The organism is Streptomyces sp. JW3 (genome assembly GCF_052216785.1).
Taxonomy (GTDB): Bacteria; Actinomycetota; Actinomycetes; order Streptomycetales; family Streptomycetaceae; genus Streptomyces.
On record NZ_JBQOUX010000065.1, the window covers coordinates 1 to 15,228 of the forward strand.

13 protein-coding genes and 1 pseudogene are annotated in these 15,228 nt (G+C 72.6%); 7 read left to right on the forward strand and 7 right to left on the reverse strand.

The genetic code is table 11. The features are described from left to right. On the forward strand, window positions 1-1,190 hold a 1,190-nt coding region (locus ACTT8P_RS24340), incomplete at its 5' end, for a VWA domain-containing protein (RefSeq protein WP_442833853.1). Here ACTT8P_RS24340 and ACTT8P_RS24345 read toward each other — a convergent pair. Further along, window positions 1,120-2,019, reverse strand: coding sequence for a lysylphosphatidylglycerol synthase transmembrane domain-containing protein (locus ACTT8P_RS24345; protein ID WP_442833883.1), 900 nt, complete (start codon window positions 2,017-2,019; stop codon window positions 1,120-1,122). The genes ACTT8P_RS24340 and ACTT8P_RS24345 overlap by 71 nt on opposite strands. 228 nt (window positions 2,020-2,247) lie before the next feature. Here ACTT8P_RS24345 and ACTT8P_RS24350 point away from each other — a divergent pair, with 228 nt between their 5' ends. Then, window positions 2,248-4,149, forward strand: coding sequence for an ABC transporter ATP-binding protein (locus ACTT8P_RS24350; RefSeq protein ID WP_442833884.1), 1,902 nt, complete (start codon window positions 2,248-2,250; stop codon window positions 4,147-4,149). Here the strand turns inward: ACTT8P_RS24350 and ACTT8P_RS24355 are convergent. After that, complete coding sequence (locus ACTT8P_RS24355; RefSeq protein ID WP_442833854.1) at window positions 4,118-5,086, reverse strand: helix-turn-helix domain-containing protein; 969 nt, start codon at window positions 5,084-5,086, stop codon at window positions 4,118-4,120. The genes ACTT8P_RS24350 and ACTT8P_RS24355 overlap by 32 nt on opposite strands. 89 nt (window positions 5,087-5,175) lie before the next feature. Here ACTT8P_RS24355 and ACTT8P_RS24360 point away from each other — a divergent pair, with 89 nt between their 5' ends. The 3 genes from ACTT8P_RS24360 to ACTT8P_RS24370 are packed head-to-tail and all read left to right on the forward strand — an operon-like array spanning window position 5,176 to window position 7,608. Then, the gene (locus tag ACTT8P_RS24360; protein WP_442833855.1) at window positions 5,176-5,736 is read left to right on the forward strand and encodes a quercetin 2,3-dioxygenase; all 561 of its coding nucleotides are present in this window, start codon (window positions 5,176-5,178) and stop codon (window positions 5,734-5,736) included. 10 nt (window positions 5,737-5,746) lie between these two features. Next, window positions 5,747-6,703 carry an amidohydrolase family protein gene (locus ACTT8P_RS24365; RefSeq protein ID WP_442833856.1) on the forward strand — a complete coding sequence of 319 codons (957 nt, stop codon included), beginning with the start codon at window positions 5,747-5,749 and terminating at the stop codon, window positions 6,701-6,703. Between the two features lie 14 nt (window positions 6,704-6,717). Then, window positions 6,718-7,608 (forward strand): alpha/beta fold hydrolase, encoded by an 891-nt coding sequence (locus tag ACTT8P_RS24370; RefSeq protein ID WP_442833857.1) that lies wholly within the window; start codon window positions 6,718-6,720, stop codon window positions 7,606-7,608. 16 nt (window positions 7,609-7,624) lie between these two features. Here the strand turns inward: ACTT8P_RS24370 and ACTT8P_RS24375 are convergent, their stop codons facing one another. Continuing rightward, window positions 7,625-8,134, reverse strand: a complete 510-nt coding sequence (locus ACTT8P_RS24375; RefSeq protein ID WP_442833858.1) for a MarR family winged helix-turn-helix transcriptional regulator — start codon at window positions 8,132-8,134, stop codon at window positions 7,625-7,627. A 109-nt stretch (window positions 8,135-8,243) separates the two neighbouring features. Between ACTT8P_RS24375 and ACTT8P_RS24380 the strand changes: the two genes are divergently transcribed. After that, on the forward strand, window positions 8,244-9,644 hold the full coding sequence (locus tag ACTT8P_RS24380; RefSeq protein WP_442833859.1) for an MFS transporter: 1,401 nt from the start codon (window positions 8,244-8,246) through the stop codon (window positions 9,642-9,644). A gap of 42 nt (window positions 9,645-9,686) precedes the next feature. Here ACTT8P_RS24380 and ACTT8P_RS24385 read toward each other — a convergent pair whose 3' ends face one another. The 3 genes from ACTT8P_RS24385 to ACTT8P_RS24395 form a co-directional block, all read right to left on the reverse strand. Continuing rightward, complete coding sequence (locus ACTT8P_RS24385) at window positions 9,687-10,919, reverse strand: cytochrome P450 family protein (protein WP_442833860.1); 1,233 nt, start codon at window positions 10,917-10,919, stop codon at window positions 9,687-9,689. 201 nt (window positions 10,920-11,120) lie between these two features. Continuing rightward, window positions 11,121-12,023, reverse strand: a complete 903-nt coding sequence (locus tag ACTT8P_RS24390; protein ID WP_442833861.1) for an SDR family NAD(P)-dependent oxidoreductase — start codon at window positions 12,021-12,023, stop codon at window positions 11,121-11,123. Between the two features lie 76 nt (window positions 12,024-12,099). Next, entirely contained in the window at window positions 12,100-12,663 is a 564-nt protein-coding gene (locus ACTT8P_RS24395; protein ID WP_442833862.1) for a TetR/AcrR family transcriptional regulator, read from the reverse strand. 721 nt (window positions 12,664-13,384) lie between these two features. Between ACTT8P_RS24395 and ACTT8P_RS24400 the strand changes: the two are divergent. Further along, a pseudogene (locus ACTT8P_RS24400) lies at window positions 13,385-14,002 on the forward strand (SDR family NAD(P)-dependent oxidoreductase). Window positions 14,003-14,072: 70 nt separating this feature from the next. On the opposite strand, the gene ACTT8P_RS24405 reads toward ACTT8P_RS24400, so the two are convergent. Then, window positions 14,073-15,161 carry a LacI family DNA-binding transcriptional regulator gene (locus ACTT8P_RS24405; protein ID WP_442833863.1) on the reverse strand — a complete coding sequence of 363 codons (1,089 nt, stop codon included), beginning with the start codon at window positions 15,159-15,161 and terminating at the stop codon, window positions 14,073-14,075. Window positions 15,162-15,228 lie beyond the last annotated feature (67 nt).

Here is a 15,228-nt window from a genome sequence, read left to right on the forward strand (position 1 = left end):
GGGCCGCCGCGCGGCAGGCCGGGCAAGCCGCCGGGCAGGCCCTCGCGGCGGCGGCCGGCGAGGCCCGCACCGCCGCGCGTACGGCGGTGGCGACGGCGGCCCGGACCGTACGGGAGGAGGCCGCGCTGCTGCGGACCTGGGGCGTCGGCCCCGGCGAACTGGAACGGATGCCGTTCGACGAGCGGGCCCGGCTCGCCGAACGGCTGCGCACCGGCCGGCTCGCCCGCTGGGCCGAACTGATCGGCCGTTTCCGGCAGCTGGCCGACGGCGAACGTGCCCGCAAGGTCGAGAACACCACCGGGGAGCTGATCGGCGTCACCCTCGGCGACGACCTCTCCCGTCTCATCCCCTCCGAACTGGCCCACCTCGGCCTGCCCGGCCTGCGCGCGGTGTTCGCCGCCCGCTACGCCGCCGGGGAACTGATGCTCTACGACAGTCAGGGCGAGCAGCGCACCGGCCGGGGCGCGGTCATCGCCTGCGTCGACACCTCGCACTCCATGTACGCGGAAGGCCCCGGCGGCATCACCCGGGAGGCGTGGTCCAAGGGCTGCGCCCTGGCGCTGCTGGACCAGGCCCGCGCCGCGCGGCGGGACTTCGTCGGCATCCTGTTCTCCGCCGCCGACCAGCTCCGCGTCTTCCGCTTCCCGGCCGACCGGCCGGCCGGCACCGCCCAGGTCGTCGAGTTCGCCGAGACCTTCCTCGGCGGCGGCACCGACTTCCAGCGCCCGCTGTCGGCCGCTGTCGACCTGCTGGCCGAGGAGTTCGACGACGCCGCCCGCGCACGCGGCGACATCGTGCTGATCACCGACGACGCCTGCGAGGTCGGCGAGGAGTGGACGCGCGGCTGGAACGAGGCCAAGCACTGGCTGGACTTCCGCCTCTTCGGCGTGGCCATCGGCGTCCCGGACGCGGCCGGGACCGGCTCGGTCCTGGCGGCCCTGTGCGACAACCTCCGCTCCATCGACGACCTCACCGACGTCCACGCCGCCGCCGACCTGTTCCGAGCGATCCAAGACCCGCGTCCGAGCGATCCAAGACCCGCGTCCGAGCGATCCAAGACCCGCGTCCGAACGATCCAAGACCCGTGTCCGAATGATCTGAGACCCGGGGGGTGCCTCCTCAGATCACCTTCAGCCGCACCAGCGCCCCCAGCGTCAGCGCCCCCGGCAGCAGCGGCAGCCAGACGGTGATGATCCGGTACGCCAGTACCACCGCCGTCGCCACCGCCGCCGGGCCGCCCGCCGCCACCAGCGCCACGACCAGCGCGGCCTCCACCGACCCGAGGCCGCCCGGCGTCGGCACCAGCGCCACCGCGACCGTCGCCGCCAGGTACGCCAGCGCCATGTGCGCGGCCGGCACCGGCAGCCCCAGCGCCCGCCCGGTCAGCACCAGCGCGGTCGCCTGCAACGCGGGGAAGGCGAGCGAACCGCCCCACAGCGCCAGCGCCCGCGCCGGACGGGTGTGCACCGAGCGGGCCTCGCCGAGCGCCGTCCGCAGGAAGCCGGCGAGCGCCGTACGCAGCCGCCGGACCAGAAGCAGTACGGCCGTCGCCGCCACCAGCACCGCCGCCGCGCCGAGCAGCAGCGGGCCGAGGAACCCCTCGGGCAGCAGCTCCCCCGGCCGCAGCGCGCCGGGGAACGCGAGCAGCAGCGCCCCGAGCAGCGCCACCCGGCCCACGCTCTCCGCCAGCAGATACAGGGCGAGCGCCGCCGAGGAACGGGCCAGCGGCAGCCCGCACACGGTCAGGAACCGCAGATTGACCGCGCCCGCGCCCAGCCCGCTGGGCAGCAGGTGGTTGGCGGCGCCGGCCGCGAACTGGGTGGCGAGCAGCCGCCGTCCGGGCAGCCGCTCCACCACCGCGCCCTGCCGGGTGCAGGCGGCGGCGACCCAGGTCAGACAGGTCGCGGCGACGGCGGCCAGCAGCCAGGGCCAGCGGGCCGTGGCGAGATGCCCGATCCCCTCGGCGAGCACCGACCGCTGCCGCACCGCGACCACGGCGACCAGCAGCAGCGGCAGCAGACAGAGGAACTGGCGGGCGCGGTGCGGCAGATGGGCCGGGACGCGGCGCGGACGCCGGGGAGTGCGTCCCGTGGGAGCGGCGGGGAGGTCTACGGCAGTCACATCGGTACAGCGTTCCCGCACCGCCCCAACTCCCGGTGCCGGCCACGCGGACGGCGGTTTACGGGCGGACAGCGGCCGGCCGTTGACCTCAAGATTGCTTGAGGTCCTAGCGTCTGCCGCATGAGCATGGAGACCACCGCCTGGACCCAGCTGCACAGCGTCCTCAACGCCGAGCGGGACCGCCGCCCCTTCGCCCGCGCCACCCTGCGCCGCATCGGCGCCTTCGCCCGCCCGCACCGCCGCCGCATCGCCTGGTTCGTCCTGCTCGGCGTGGTGACCGCGCTGCTCGCCGTCGCCACCCCGGTGCTGGCCGGCCGCGTCGTCGACGCGATCGTGTCCGGCGGCGCCGAGCGCACCGTCGTACGCCTCGCCCTGCTGATCGCCGCGATCGCCGTCGCGGAGGCGGCGCTCGGCATCCTCTCCCGGCGGCTGTCGGCGCGGCTCGGCGAGGGCCTCATCCTCGATCTGCGCACCGCCGTCTTCGATCATGTGCAGCGGATGCCGGTCGCGTTCTTCACCCGGACCCGTACGGGAGCGCTGGTCTCCCGGCTCAACAACGACGTCATCGGCGCCCAGCGGGCGTTCAGCAACACCCTCTCCGGAGTCGTCAGCAACCTGGTGACACTGCTGCTCACCCTCGCCGTCATGCTCACCCTCTCCTGGCAGATCACGCTGCTCTCGCTGGTCCTGCTGCCGGTCTTCGTGATCCCGACCCGCCGGATGGGCGGCCGGATGGCCCGGATGCAGCGCGAGGCCGCCGCCCTGAACGCGGCGATGGGCACCCGGATGACCGAGCGCTTCTCCGCGCCCGGCGCCACCCTGGTCAAGCTCTTCGGCCGGCCCGGCGAGGAGTCGGCGCAGTTCGCCGAGCGGGCCCGCCGGGTCGCGGACATCGGGGTGCGCACCGCCACCGCGCAGGCCGCGTTCATCACCGCGCTCACCCTGGTCTCCGCGCTCGCCCTCGCCCTGGTCTACGGCATCGGCGGCCGGCTCGCCCTGCGCGGCACCCTGGAACCGGGCGCCGTCGTCGCCCTGGCACTCCTGCTCACCCGGATGTACGCGCCGCTCACCGCGCTGGCCGGGGCCCGGGTGGAGGTGATGAGCGCGCTGGTCAGCTTCGAGCGGGTCTTCGAGGTGCTCGACCTCAAGCCGCTGATCGAGGAGAAGCCCGACGCCCGCCCGGTCCCCGACGGGCCGGTGGCCGTCGAGTTCGACGACGTCCGCTTCGGCTACCCCGCCGCCGACCAGGTCTCCCTCGCCTCCCTGGAGGAGGTCGCCACCCTGGACGGCCGGGGCGGCGCCGAGGTGCTGCACGGCGTCTCCTTCCGCGCCGAACCCGGCCAGACCGTCGCCCTGGTCGGCTCCTCCGGCGCCGGCAAGTCCACCGTCGCCCAACTGCTGCCGCGCCTCTACGACGCCGGCTCGGGCGCCGTCCGGGTCGGCGGCGTCGACGTCCGCGAGCTGACCGCCGCCTCGCTGCGCGCCACCGTCGGCATGGTCACCCAGGACGGCCACCTCTTCCACGACACCGTCCGCGCCAACCTGCTGCTGGCCGCGCCCGACGCCACCGACACCGACCTGTGGACCGCCCTCGGCCGGGCCCGCCTCGACGACCTCGTACGGTCCCTGCCGGACGGCCTGGACACGGTGGTCGGCGAACGCGGCTACCGCCTGTCCGGCGGTGAGCGCCAGCGGATGACCATCGCCCGGCTGCTGCTGGCCCGGCAGCGCGTCGTCATCCTCGACGAGGCCACCGCCCACCTGGACAACACCTCGGAGGCGGCCGTCCAGGAGGCGCTCACCGAGGCGCTGGCCGGCCGGACCGCCGTCGTCATCGCGCACCGCCTGTCCACGGTCCGCAGCGCCGACCAGATCCTGGTCGTCGAGGCCGGCCGGATCGTGGAACGCGGCACCCATGACACCCTCCTCGCCGCCGGCGGCCGGTACGCCGAGCTGTACCGTACGCAGTTCGCGGACCGCCCGGCCGACGCCGCCGTCAGGGCTTCGTCTGGGACCGGAACTCGGTAGGTGTCATCCCCGTGTGCTGCCGGAAGAACGCGCTGAACACGGTCGGATACCCGAACCCGATCCGCTCCCCGATCACGGCCGGCGGCAGCGCGGTGTGGATGAGCAGGCGTTTGGCCTCCAGCAGCACCCGGTCGTCGATGTAGCGTTTGGCGCCGACCCCGAGGGCCGCCCGGGTGGCCCGGGTCAGCGTGCGCGGGCTGTAGCCCAGCCGGGCGGCGTAGTCCTCCACCCGGTGGGTGCGCCCGAAGTCCTCCTCGACCGCCCGCCGGAACCGGTCGAACGGCTCGCGGCCGGCCCCGCGCGTCCGGCGGCGCGGGTCGGCGAGGTGGACCAGCCGCACCAGGATCACCGCGAGCAGGTCGCGCAGTGTCTCGACGTACGCCTCCAGCGTCAGGTCACCGAGCCCGGCGTGCTCCGCCACCAGCGCGTCAAGCAGCCGCAGCAGCGCCGCCTGGCGCGCCGGGTCCGGGGTGATCAGCCGGTAGGGGGCATGCTCGCCGTCCCGGATCAGGGCGTCCGTCGCGGCGCTCGGGAAGCCGGTCGGGAAGACCAGCACGGTGGCGTCGGCGTCCGCCCCGGGGCCGGCGGTGGCGTCTGCACCCGTCCCGGAACCGGCGGTCACGTCTGCACTCGCCCCGGGGCCGTCCGGGAACTGGAGCACCTGCCCCGGCCACACCCACAGCCAGTCGCCCGCGCCCAGGGTGTAGGTGGTGAAGTCCACCGCGCACACCAGCCGCCCGCCCCGGACCGCGACGACCAGATGGAAGGCGGGCCGCACCGGCGCGGTGAGCGGGCGCTCCCGCTCCTCGGCGCGGGCGGCGAGGCCCGGCAGATCGAGCACTTCGAGGCCCGGCGGCCGGCCCGGCGTCGGGTGGTAGGACACGGTCGGAACGCCGCCCGTCGGACGGCCGGCCGCGAACTGTCCGTTTTTCTTCATCGCGTGCCCGAGTGTATGCCGACCACCCTCCCCGGCCGGTCCTAGGTTGGCGGGAGCCGTCCGCGAGCCGCAGGAAGGACCGATCACCCATGACCATCGAGTTCGCCACCCGCTACCGCCAGCGCTCCCACATCCCGCCGGAGCCGGGCAAGCCGTACTTCATCGAGAAGGGCATGGGCGACCGCGCCCACCTCTTCACCGACATGTTCACGATCTACGCCGGCGGCGAGCAGACCGAGAACACGTTCAACTTCTTCACCTGCGAGGGCCCCAAGGGCGACATCATCCCGGCCCACTCGCACCCGGACACCTACGAGGTCTTCTACATCACCGACGGCGCCGTGCGGCTGTTCGTCGAGGACACCGAGGGCGAGCAGTACGAGAAGCTGCTCACGGTCGGCGACTTCGGCTTCGTCCCGAAGAACTGCCCGCACGCCTACCGCATCGAGCGCCACCACAGCCGCATCGTCGGCGTCGCGGCCGGCCCCGGCGGCACCTTCGAGCGGTTCTTCGAGAACCTCGGCACCCCCACCGACGAACTCTCCCCGCCGCAGCGCCCGTACGTGCCCGAGCCGCAGAAGTTCGCCGCCGTGCCGCAGCAGTACGACGTGAACTTCCTGCCGGACCACAAGTGGCGCACCGGAAAGTGAGGAGCGGCGCATGAGCACCCCCGGATACCTCGACGTCCACGCCCACTTCGTCACCGACTCCTACGTCCGCCAGGCCCGCGCGGCCGGCCACGAGCTGCCCGACGGCGTGCCCGCCTGGCCCACCTGGTCGGCCAAGGCGCACCTGGAGCTGATGGACCGCTGCGGCATCGAGACCTCGATGCTGTCGGTCTCCTCGCCCGGCATCCACTTCGGCGACGACACCGCCGCCCGCGCACTGGCCCGCGAGGTCAACGAGGACGGCGCCGAGACCGTACGCGCCCACCCCGGCCGCTTCGGCCTGTTCGCCTCCCTGCCGCTGCCGGACGTCGACGGCGCCCTCGTGGAGCTCGCGTACGCCTACGACACGCTCGGCGCCGACGGCGTGGTGCTGGAGACCAACACCCACGGCACCTACCTCGGCAACCCGGACCTGGAACCGGTCTGGGCCGAGCTGGACCGGCGCGGCGCGGTGGTCTTCCTGCACCCCACCTCGCCGGTGTGCTGGGAGCAGTCGGCGCTCGGCCGCCCGCGCCCGATGGTCGAGTTCATCTTCGACACCGCCCGCACCGTCACCGACCTGCTGATGTCCGGCACCCTCGACCGGTACCGGAACCTCACGGTGATCGTCCCGCACTGCGGCGGCGCCCTGCCGGTCCTCGCCGACCGGATCAACGGCTTCATGAAGATGTTCATGCCGGCCGGCACCGACGCCCCCGACGCCGTCGCCCAGCTCCAGCGCCTCTACTACGACCTGGCCGGCCCCGCCCTGCCCCGCCAGCTCCCCGCGCTGCTGAACCTGGTCGGCACCGACCGCCTGCTGTACGGCAGCGACCACTGCTGGACCCCGGCCGCCGGGGTGGAGGCGCACATCGCGGGCCTGGACGCGGCGCCCGCCCCCGAGGGCCACCCCGACTGGCGCACCCTCACCACCGCCAACGCGCGCCGCATCCTGCCCCGTACCGCCTGACGTAAGGCACCGCCGTGACCTTCCCCTTCCACCTGCTGGCCCCGCCCGACCCGGCGACACTGCCGCTGCCGCACCCGGCCCGCCCCGCAGACGGAGTGACGCTGCTGCGCGGCGCGGTGTACGCCGTCCGGGACGGCAGCCGCCCGCTCACCGCCGACGTGTGGCGGCCCGCGGACGCCGCCGGCCCACTGCCGGTCGTCGTCTTCGTGCACGGCGGCGCCTGGCACACGGGGCTGCGCGACGACCTCGGCCCCCGCTTCCGCGACTGGACACCGGGCCCCTTCGCCCGGCTCGCGCAGGCCGGATTCGCCGTCGTCTGCCCCGACTACCGGCTCAGCGGCGAGGCCCCGCACCCCGCCCAGCAGGACGACCTGGCCGCCGTACTGGCCTGGCTGCGCACCCGCGCCGCCGACCTCGGCGTCGACCCCGCGCGCACCGTCCTGTGGGGCGAGTCGGCCGGCGGCCACCTCGCCGCGCTGACCGCGCTCACCCAGCCGGCCGGCACCGTCGCCGGGTGCGTCACCTGGTACGCCCCCACCGACCTGCCCGGCCTCGCCGAGGACCGGCCCGAGGGCACCTACGACGCCCACGACCCGGCCTCCTTCGAGGCGCTGCTGCTCGGCGGCGCCCCCGCCGACCGGCCCGGCGCGGCCCGCGCCGCCAGTCCGGTCACCCACGCCGGCCCCGGCGCGCCGCCCTTCCTCCTCCTGCACGGCACCGACGACTCCCTGGTCCCCGCCCGGCAGTCCGTCCGCCTCGCCGAGGCCCTGCGCGCCGCCGGGCACCACCCCGACCTGCGGCTGGTCGGCGGCGGCGACCACCTGTGGGTCGGCCTGGCGGAGGCGGACGTGGCGGACTGCTACGCCCGTACCGTCGCCTTCGCCCGCCGCTGCACGGGCGGCTGAGGCCGCGCCGGGCACGTCAGAGACGTGCCTCCAGGTCGAGCAGCAGGGTGCGCAGGTCACCGGCCGCCCGGTGCCGCCCCTCGACGTCCAGGGCGCGCAGCAGATCGGACTCGAAGGCGTAGTGCCCCTCGAGATCCCGGTCCAGGTCGGCCACCCCCTCCGGGGTGAGGCTCACCAGGGAGGACCGCCCGTCGTCCGGCGAGGCCGTACGGGCGATCCACCCCTCCTGCTCCAGCCGCTTCAGCCGGCCGCTCAGCCCGGCGCCGGAGACCAGCATGGCCTGCCGCAGCCGGGTCGGCGTCAGCGCGTACGGCGGCCCGGCCCGGCGCAGCGCCCGCAGGACGTCGAAGTCGCCGAGGTTGTTGACGACCATGCCGGGGCGCCGGCGCAGCCGCCGGCTCTGCGCCTCCTCGATCAGCTGGGCCAGCCGCTGGACGCGGGCGAGCACCTCGCCCGGCGAGACGTCCAGCCGCGGCCAGGCCGCCGCCCACTCCTGCGCCGCGGCATCGACGGCGTCAGCGCTCATATTTCGTTCGCTTCCTTCCCAGTGGCTGTTCTTTCACCCTACTCCCGCACGCCCGCCGGTCTCCGCTCGGCATTTGTTTCGCTCGCGAACTACCTATACTCTCGGTGATATGCGTAGTGAGAGTCTTTCCGGTCCGGCCCCGGCCCCGTCCGACACCGCGGCCCGCGACGCGCTGGCCCCCCGGCGCCGTTCCCCGGGCATCGTGCTGGCGAGCACCAGCCTGGGCACCCTGCTGGTGATCCTGCTGACCTCCGGCCTCAACATCGCCTCCCCCGAGATCCGCACCACCTTCGACGCGGGCGGCACGGCCATCGGCTGGGTGCTCTCCGGCTACACGCTGGCCTTCGCCATGCTGTCGCTGACCGGCGGCGCGCTGACCGACCGGTTCGGCGCCCGGCGGATCTTCCTGGCGGGGCTGGGGATCTTCACCGTCTTCAGCCTGGTGGCCGCCGCCGCCCCCACCGTGGGCCTGCTGGTCGTCGGCACCTTCGGCGAAGGGGTGGGGGCGGCCCTCGTCCTGCCGTCCGCGCTGGCGCTGATCCAGTTCGTGTACCAGGACGTCCCCGGCCGGCTGTCCTGGGCCATCGGCATCTGGGCCGGCGCCAACGCGCTGGGCGCGGCCCTGGGCCCGGTGCTGTGCGGCGCGCTGGTGTCGGTGTCGTCCTGGCGCGCGATGTTCCTGGCCGTCGCCGCCCTGGCCGTCGTCTTCGCCCTGGTGGGCCGGCCCGTACTGCCGCTGCTGCGCGGCGGCGGGGCCCGCCTCGACCTGCCCGGCCTGCTGGTCATGGTGGTGCTGCTCGGCCTGGTGGCCTTCCTCGCCCACGACTGGCGCTCGCTGCCCCCGGCCGCGCTGGCCGCCGGTGTCGTACTCGCCTGCGCGGCGGTGTGGCTGTTCGGCCGGGTGGAGCGGCGGGCGTCCGCGCCGATGCTGCCGCTGAGCCAGCTGCGGGACGTGCCGTTCAGCGCCAACGCCGTGGTCACGGTGGTGGGCACCGCCGCGTTCTTCGGCACCCTCTACATCGTCAGCATGGGCTTGCAGGACGAACTGGGCATGACGCCCTTCGTCGCCGGAGTGGCGCTGCTGCCGCTGGCCGGCGGCAACATCGTCGCGGCGCTCGCGGCCGGCCGCACCATCGGCCGGCTCGGTGTCCAGGGCGCGATGGTCCTCGGGTCGGCCCTGCTGATCGCCGCCCTGGCCGTCATCCCGCTGGTCTTCGACCACTACGGCGCGCTGGTCGCCCCGCTGGTCCTGATGGGCGCCGGCTGGGGCCTGCTGGTCCCCACCACCTCCGCCGCCGGCCTGGCCCGCGCCCAGCGCGGCAAGGAGGGCGTCGCCTCGGGCGTCACCGCGGGCGGCCGCGAACTCGGCGCCGCACTCGCCGCCGCGGTACTGCTGCCGCTCGGCGTCCGGGCGGGCGTGTGGAGCGCGGCGGCGGTCGGCGCCGCGTCCCTGGCCGTGGTGCTGCTCGGCGTGCGCCTGCGCGACCGGGGCGGAGCGGAGGATCGCTGACGGAACGGCGCCCTGCCCTTGGGGCCGGTCCCGAGGCTGCGATCAGCCGTCGGCCGGCCGCAGCCGTACCGGCAGGGCCTGGTGGCCGTTGCTGATCAGCGACGGAAGCGGCAGCAACTCCTCGGCCGGTACGGCGAGTTCGAGGCCGGGGAACCGGTCGAAGAGACCGCTCAGCGCGGTGCCGACCTCCAGGCGGGCCAGCGGGGCGCCGAGGCAGAAGTGCGCGCCGTGCCCGAACGCCATGTGGTCCTTCACCTGCCGGGTGAGGTCGAAGCGGTCGGCCGTGGCACCGTGCCAGCCCGGGTCCCGGCTCGCCACGCCGAAGGAGGCGAGGATCGCGTCCCCCCGGGCGATGGTCTGCCCGTCCGGCAGCGGAATGTCGGCGAGGGCGAATCGCAGCGGCAGGTGCTTGACCGCGGGTTCGTACCGCAGCGTCTCCTCCACCACGTCGCCCCAGCCGGCCCGCCCGGCCCGCAGGTGGCCGAGTTGCTCGGGATCGGTCAGCAGGGCGGTGACCGCCTGGTCGATGACGTTGACCGTGGTCTCGTACCCGGCGCTGATCATCAGCAGCAGCGTGTCGCGCAACTCGCCGTCCGTGAAACCCCTGCCGTCGCCCTCCTCGTCGCGGGCGGTGATGAGCAGCGAGGTCAGATCGTCGCCCGGCGCGGCCCGCTTGGCCGCGATCAGCCGGTCCAGCGACTCGTACAGCCCGGCCGTGTTGGCGGCCGCCTCCTCGGCGGTCAGCGTGGTGGCGAAGACGGCGTCGACCATGGCGCGGAACCCCTTGCCGTGGTCGTCCCCGACGCCCATCAGCCGCCCGATCACGGCGATCGGCAGCGGATAGGCGAACTCCTCGCGCAGGTCCACGACCTCTCCGGCGGGCCGGGCGGCCAGCTCGTCGAGGAGGGAGCCGACGATCGCCTCCACGTCCGGCCGCAGCGCCTGGACGCGCCGGGCGGTGAAGGCCGGCGCGACCATCCGGCGCAGCCTGCGGTGATCGCCGCCGTAGGCGGTGAACATGTTGTCCACCGCGATCCACAGCGCGAGCGGCCAGGTGGCGAGGGTCTCGGCGTACGCGGGCCAGTGCGCGCGCCCGTCCTTGGACACCTGCTCGCTCGTGAGCAACTGCCGCAGCAGCCGCGGGTCACCCACCGACCAGGCGGTCAGCCCGAGGACGTCCACCCGGGTGGCCGGCCCCCGCGCGCGCAGCGCCCGGTACTCGGCGTGATGGTCGCGGGCGGTGGGGTCGAGGACGAGTTTCCGCTGCTCGGACACTCGCGTTCCCTTCGACGGACGCTGCCGGGCGGGGCGGGGCGGGTGGTCCGGTGGCGGTGCGGTGGCGGACCACACCGAATGTCATAGTGCATCCGGCACCCGGCGGATAAGACCGTTTTCGGGCTGTCTCAAGGACGAGCGCCGGCGGAAGCAAGGTCGACGACGACCTGCACGGTCTTCGTCCCGGGCAGGAGCCGGCTCTCAGGCGGGAACTGTGCGCAGCAGCGCACGGGTCTCGGCGACCACCCGCGCGTTGAACGCCGGGTCGTGCACCTGTGCGGAACCTCGCATGGGGCGTCCCTTCTCGTCGTAATAGACGCCGGTGGCGTCCGATTCGTCGGTGAGTACCCGGGTGATCAGGCGAGCGGCGGTGCCCGGGTTGGTCCAGTACTTGATGAGCGGGGCCAATGGCGAGAGCGCGTACTTCGACAGCAGACGCAGGAACAGGTTGGCGTCACGGCCGAGATCGGTGCCGGGAGCGAAGCCGGGCTCGATGGCGTTGAACCGCAGTCGGGGTGTCTCGCGGGCGAAGGCGAACACCGTCGCCAGGCCGCACTGCTTGGACGTGGCGTAGGCGTCTCCGCCGGGCAATTTCGAGCCGCCGGGCTGCCACTCGCCACGGGCACTCGCCTCGGCGGAGAGGTACCGGGCACCACGGAAACCCGACATGGTGGCGGGCCTGCGCTCCGGATCCTCCACGGCCGAGACGATGAACACCACGTGCGTGCCGTCTTCGAGGTGGGGCACGAGCGTCTCGGTGAGTACGAACGGCCCGATGTGATTGGTCGCGTAGGTGATGTCCCAGCCGAGGGCGTTCGTACCGGGGCGGCTGGGGAAGACGCCGGCGTTGTTGAGCAGGCCGGTGACCGGCAGGCCGAGCCCGACGATCTGGGCGGCGGCGCGTCGCACGCTGGTCAGGTCGGCGAGATCGCATAGGACGGACACGGCCTTTCCGCCGCTGTCTTCGATGCTCCCGCGCACGTCATCGAGCTTGGCGGCGTCGCGCCCGACCAGCACGACGGTGCCGCGCTTGGCCAGTTCGAGGGCGGTGCGGCGACCGAAGCCGGAGGTCGGGCCGGTGATGACGTAAGCCTTGTCGGGCATGGCACTCCTGAAGGAATCTGACTAGTCAGTCATTAATGGATGTGGGTGGATAGGGGGAAGGGGGCCCGGGGCGGGGTCAGCCGATCACGCGCCAGAGCGCGTCGAAGCCGGACTGCTTGTGCTCCTCGGAGCCGTCCGGGTCGCCGATGATGTAGTCGATGGTGGCCTCGGCCAGGGCATTGCACAGCGTGAACACCAAGGTCGCCGGGGCGTCGCGCATGGGGCCGTTCGCCCGGCTGCGCTCCAGGATCTCCCCGATGTCTGTCATGGTCCGGCTCGCGGACTCATGGGCGGATGCCGTGATCTCGTCGGAGACCTGGAGTTGCGCCAGCGTGCGGCGCTTGTGGGGATCGGCCGTCGCCCAGTCCATCCATCGTGACCACACGTGCAGCAGTTGGGTGCGCGGATCGGCCGCGGGCAGGCCGCCGAGCGCGGCTGCCGCCATCTCGCCCTTCAGCTCCCGGTAGAGCTGGTTGAGCAGATCCGCTTTGGTGTCGAAGTAGGTGAAGAGCGACCCATTGGAAACGCCGGCTTCCTTCGCGATCGCCGCCGTCGCCGCGCCCAGTCCCTGAACGGCGATGATCCGGGTGGCGGCATCCATGATTGCCGCGCGCTTGTCGTCGCTCCTCGGTCTGGGCATGAGAACAGCATGTAGGAGAGTGGTTAGTCAGTCAAGTGAGGTCGGCTGGTGTCCGATCTGATGGTCGAGTGATCGAGTCGTGCTGTGGTGAGCGTCACGAGAGTCCTCGGAAGCCGTTGCGTACGCTGATCGCGGCCGTTCGCGAGGAGTGCCGGGGGGCGTGAGGGCGACCCCCAAGGCCCCTCCCGGCGACTCGATGTAGAGTGTCGAGACAGCCCTTGACCTGCAAAAACGCAGGCAGGGAGCCTACTTCTGGGAGTGCCCCGATGATGCGTACCATGTTCAAGTCCAAGATCTACTATTTGGACATTTGCGCAGGTCAGAGGCATGATGGAGTCGCTCAGGTCAGCAAACGGCACTGGCCTTCGCTGCGGAAGCGGCGGCGGTCGGGATCGTGGGACGCGGCGAGGGGCAAGAGCGCAAGGTCTGCTCAGAGTTGTTTGAACGCGGTGCGGCGGACGCCTGGAAGTCGTGTATGCCCGTTCGACGGGCTCGCCGAATGGGTTGCGGAGAGGGACGAGGAATTCCCTTCCATCGAGGGTGCGGCCGTGGTCTTTCTGGCATAAGAGCAGGCTGCGTTCGTCATCGACCACCTGCTGTGCTTCGACGGTGCACCAACATGCCTAGAACCGATTGCCCGTGGCTGCCGACAGGCGGGGCGGCGGCCACTAGCCGGCATAGGCACCATTGAGGACGTGGAGTATGCGGCACGACTGTTTTCGTGCAGCGGTACGGCCCGGTTGCGGTCGTCACTGGGGCCTCGTTGGGCTTCGGCCGTTCGTTCGCCACCCACTTGGCCGGCCATGGCCTCGATGTGGTCCTGGTCGCCCGGCGCGGCGGTCGACTGCGGCAACTGGCCACGGAGCTGCGGGACGCGCACCGGGTGGACGTCACTGTGGTATGGGCCGATCTCGCTGATCCGGCGGCGCCTGACCAGATCCTCGAGGCCGTGGCTGGTCTGGACGTGGGTTTGCTGGTCAACAACGCCGGGTTCGGCGAAGGGAACGTTCGAGGAGGGAGACGCTGACGTCCTTTCGTCGATGCAGGGTCAACTGCTTGGCGCCGATGCTGCTCGCGCACGGACTCGCCCCCCGGCTGAAGTCGCGAGGCCGCGGGGGGTGTGCTCTTCACCAGCTCGGTCGAAGGCCTGATGGGGTGTCCCTACTCGGCCGTGTACTCAGCCACCAAGGTCTACCTGAACGCCCTCGGTGAAGCGTTGTGGGCGGAACTCAAACCCGCGCCCGTGGACGTCCTCACACTCTGCCCGAGGCTACTGAGACGGAAGCGCCAGGTCTTCAGGGTCGCCCGCACGATGATGGCCAGTTCGATGGCGCACTGACTGTGCGTTCTCGGGTCGGCCGGCCAAGACGCGCGGCCGTGCTCCCCCCGCTGTGCCGGTGGTGCGTAGATCACGGTGATCCCGGAGGACTGCTCGTGGGTCCGACAGTGGACTGTCGAACTATGAGTTCCGGCTGGAGAGCGATGTGGGTGTGCTCATGAGGCACGCCGTTGGTGGTTTCTTCGATGAGGAGCCGCCCCGCTTCACGTCCCATGGCACGAGCCGGTCGTCTGACCGAGGTGAGGGGCACGACGGAGGTCGCGGCGAAGTCGATGTCGTCGTGGCCGATCACAGCGATGTCCTCGGGCATGCGCAGCCCGGCTGTGTACAGGGCCTGCATGACCCCCAGGGCGAGCAGGTCGTTGGCGCAGAAGACTGCAGTTGGTCGTGCGTCCAGGGCGATGAGGCGTTGACCGGCGTCCCGTCCGGCGGCAACGGTCAGATCGTGACAGGGCAGCTCCCGCAGGGCCGTTGCGGGCAGACCTGCCCTGCACACCGCGTTGAGGGCTCCCTGGCGCCGGTCCCGCACCTGTTGGAGGCGGTCCGGTCCGCTGACGTAGGCGATGCGGCGGTGCCCCAGCTCGATCAGGTGCTGTACAGCAGCCCGGCCGCCCGCGAAGTCGTCGATCCCGACAGAGCAGGCGGATGGCTGAGGGGCGTTCTGATCGGCGATGACGAAGGGGATCGCGTTGCGACGGAATGCCGCCACAGTCTTCCCCACACCCTCCCCGGATGCCAGCACGGCCCCGCGGACCTGATGCGAGGACATGAGCGTCATGTGCCGAGCGGCTTCGGCGGGAGCACGTGTGCCGGCGCACACCATGACACCGAGGTCGAGTTCGTGAGCGACCTCCTCGACGCCGGCGGTCAGGGCACTGAAGAAGGGGTTGGTCAGATCGAGCACCATGACCGCGAGCACCCGGGAAGCCCACCCCCGCAATTGCCTGGCGCCTTCGGCGCGCACATAACCCAGTGTCTCGATGACCTCCAGGACGCGGACCCGGGTGGCTTCCGCCACGATCTCCGGGCGGTTGAGCACATTGGAGACAGTACCGAGTGACACACCGGCTGCACGCGCTACGTCTTTGACGCCGACAGGGCGGCGCGCATCGTGACCCTTCGCGGATTTCCGGAGAGGCCTGGCTGCTGTGAAGCTCATGGAGCGCTCCGAGGCCATGTGTCTGCCGCACGCTGCTGCGCCGGTATGAAGCGGCCGAGCCCGGACG

What these genes read in the sequence shown, in the direction of transcription:
- ACTT8P_RS24360 (WP_442833855.1), top strand. Translation starts at nt 5,176, where the DNA reads ATGACCATCGAGTTCGCCACCCGCTACCGCCAGCGCTCCCACATCCCG.
- ACTT8P_RS24355 (WP_442833854.1), bottom strand. Translation starts at nt 5,086, where the DNA reads ATGAAGAAAAACGGACAGTTCGCGGCCGGCCGTCCGACGGGCGGCGTT.
- ACTT8P_RS24405 (WP_442833863.1), bottom strand. Translation starts at nt 15,161, where the DNA reads ATGAGCTTCACAGCAGCCAGGCCTCTCCGGAAATCCGCGAAGGGTCAC.
- ACTT8P_RS24365 (WP_442833856.1), top strand. Translation starts at nt 5,747, where the DNA reads ATGAGCACCCCCGGATACCTCGACGTCCACGCCCACTTCGTCACCGAC.
- ACTT8P_RS24380 (WP_442833859.1), top strand. Translation starts at nt 8,244, where the DNA reads ATGCGTAGTGAGAGTCTTTCCGGTCCGGCCCCGGCCCCGTCCGACACC.
- ACTT8P_RS24350 (WP_442833884.1), top strand. Translation starts at nt 2,248, where the DNA reads ATGGAGACCACCGCCTGGACCCAGCTGCACAGCGTCCTCAACGCCGAG.
- ACTT8P_RS24375 (WP_442833858.1), bottom strand. Translation starts at nt 8,134, where the DNA reads ATGAGCGCTGACGCCGTCGATGCCGCGGCGCAGGAGTGGGCGGCGGCC.
- ACTT8P_RS24395 (WP_442833862.1), bottom strand. Translation starts at nt 12,663, where the DNA reads ATGCCCAGACCGAGGAGCGACGACAAGCGCGCGGCAATCATGGATGCC.
- ACTT8P_RS24390 (WP_442833861.1), bottom strand. Translation starts at nt 12,023, where the DNA reads ATGCCCGACAAGGCTTACGTCATCACCGGCCCGACCTCCGGCTTCGGT.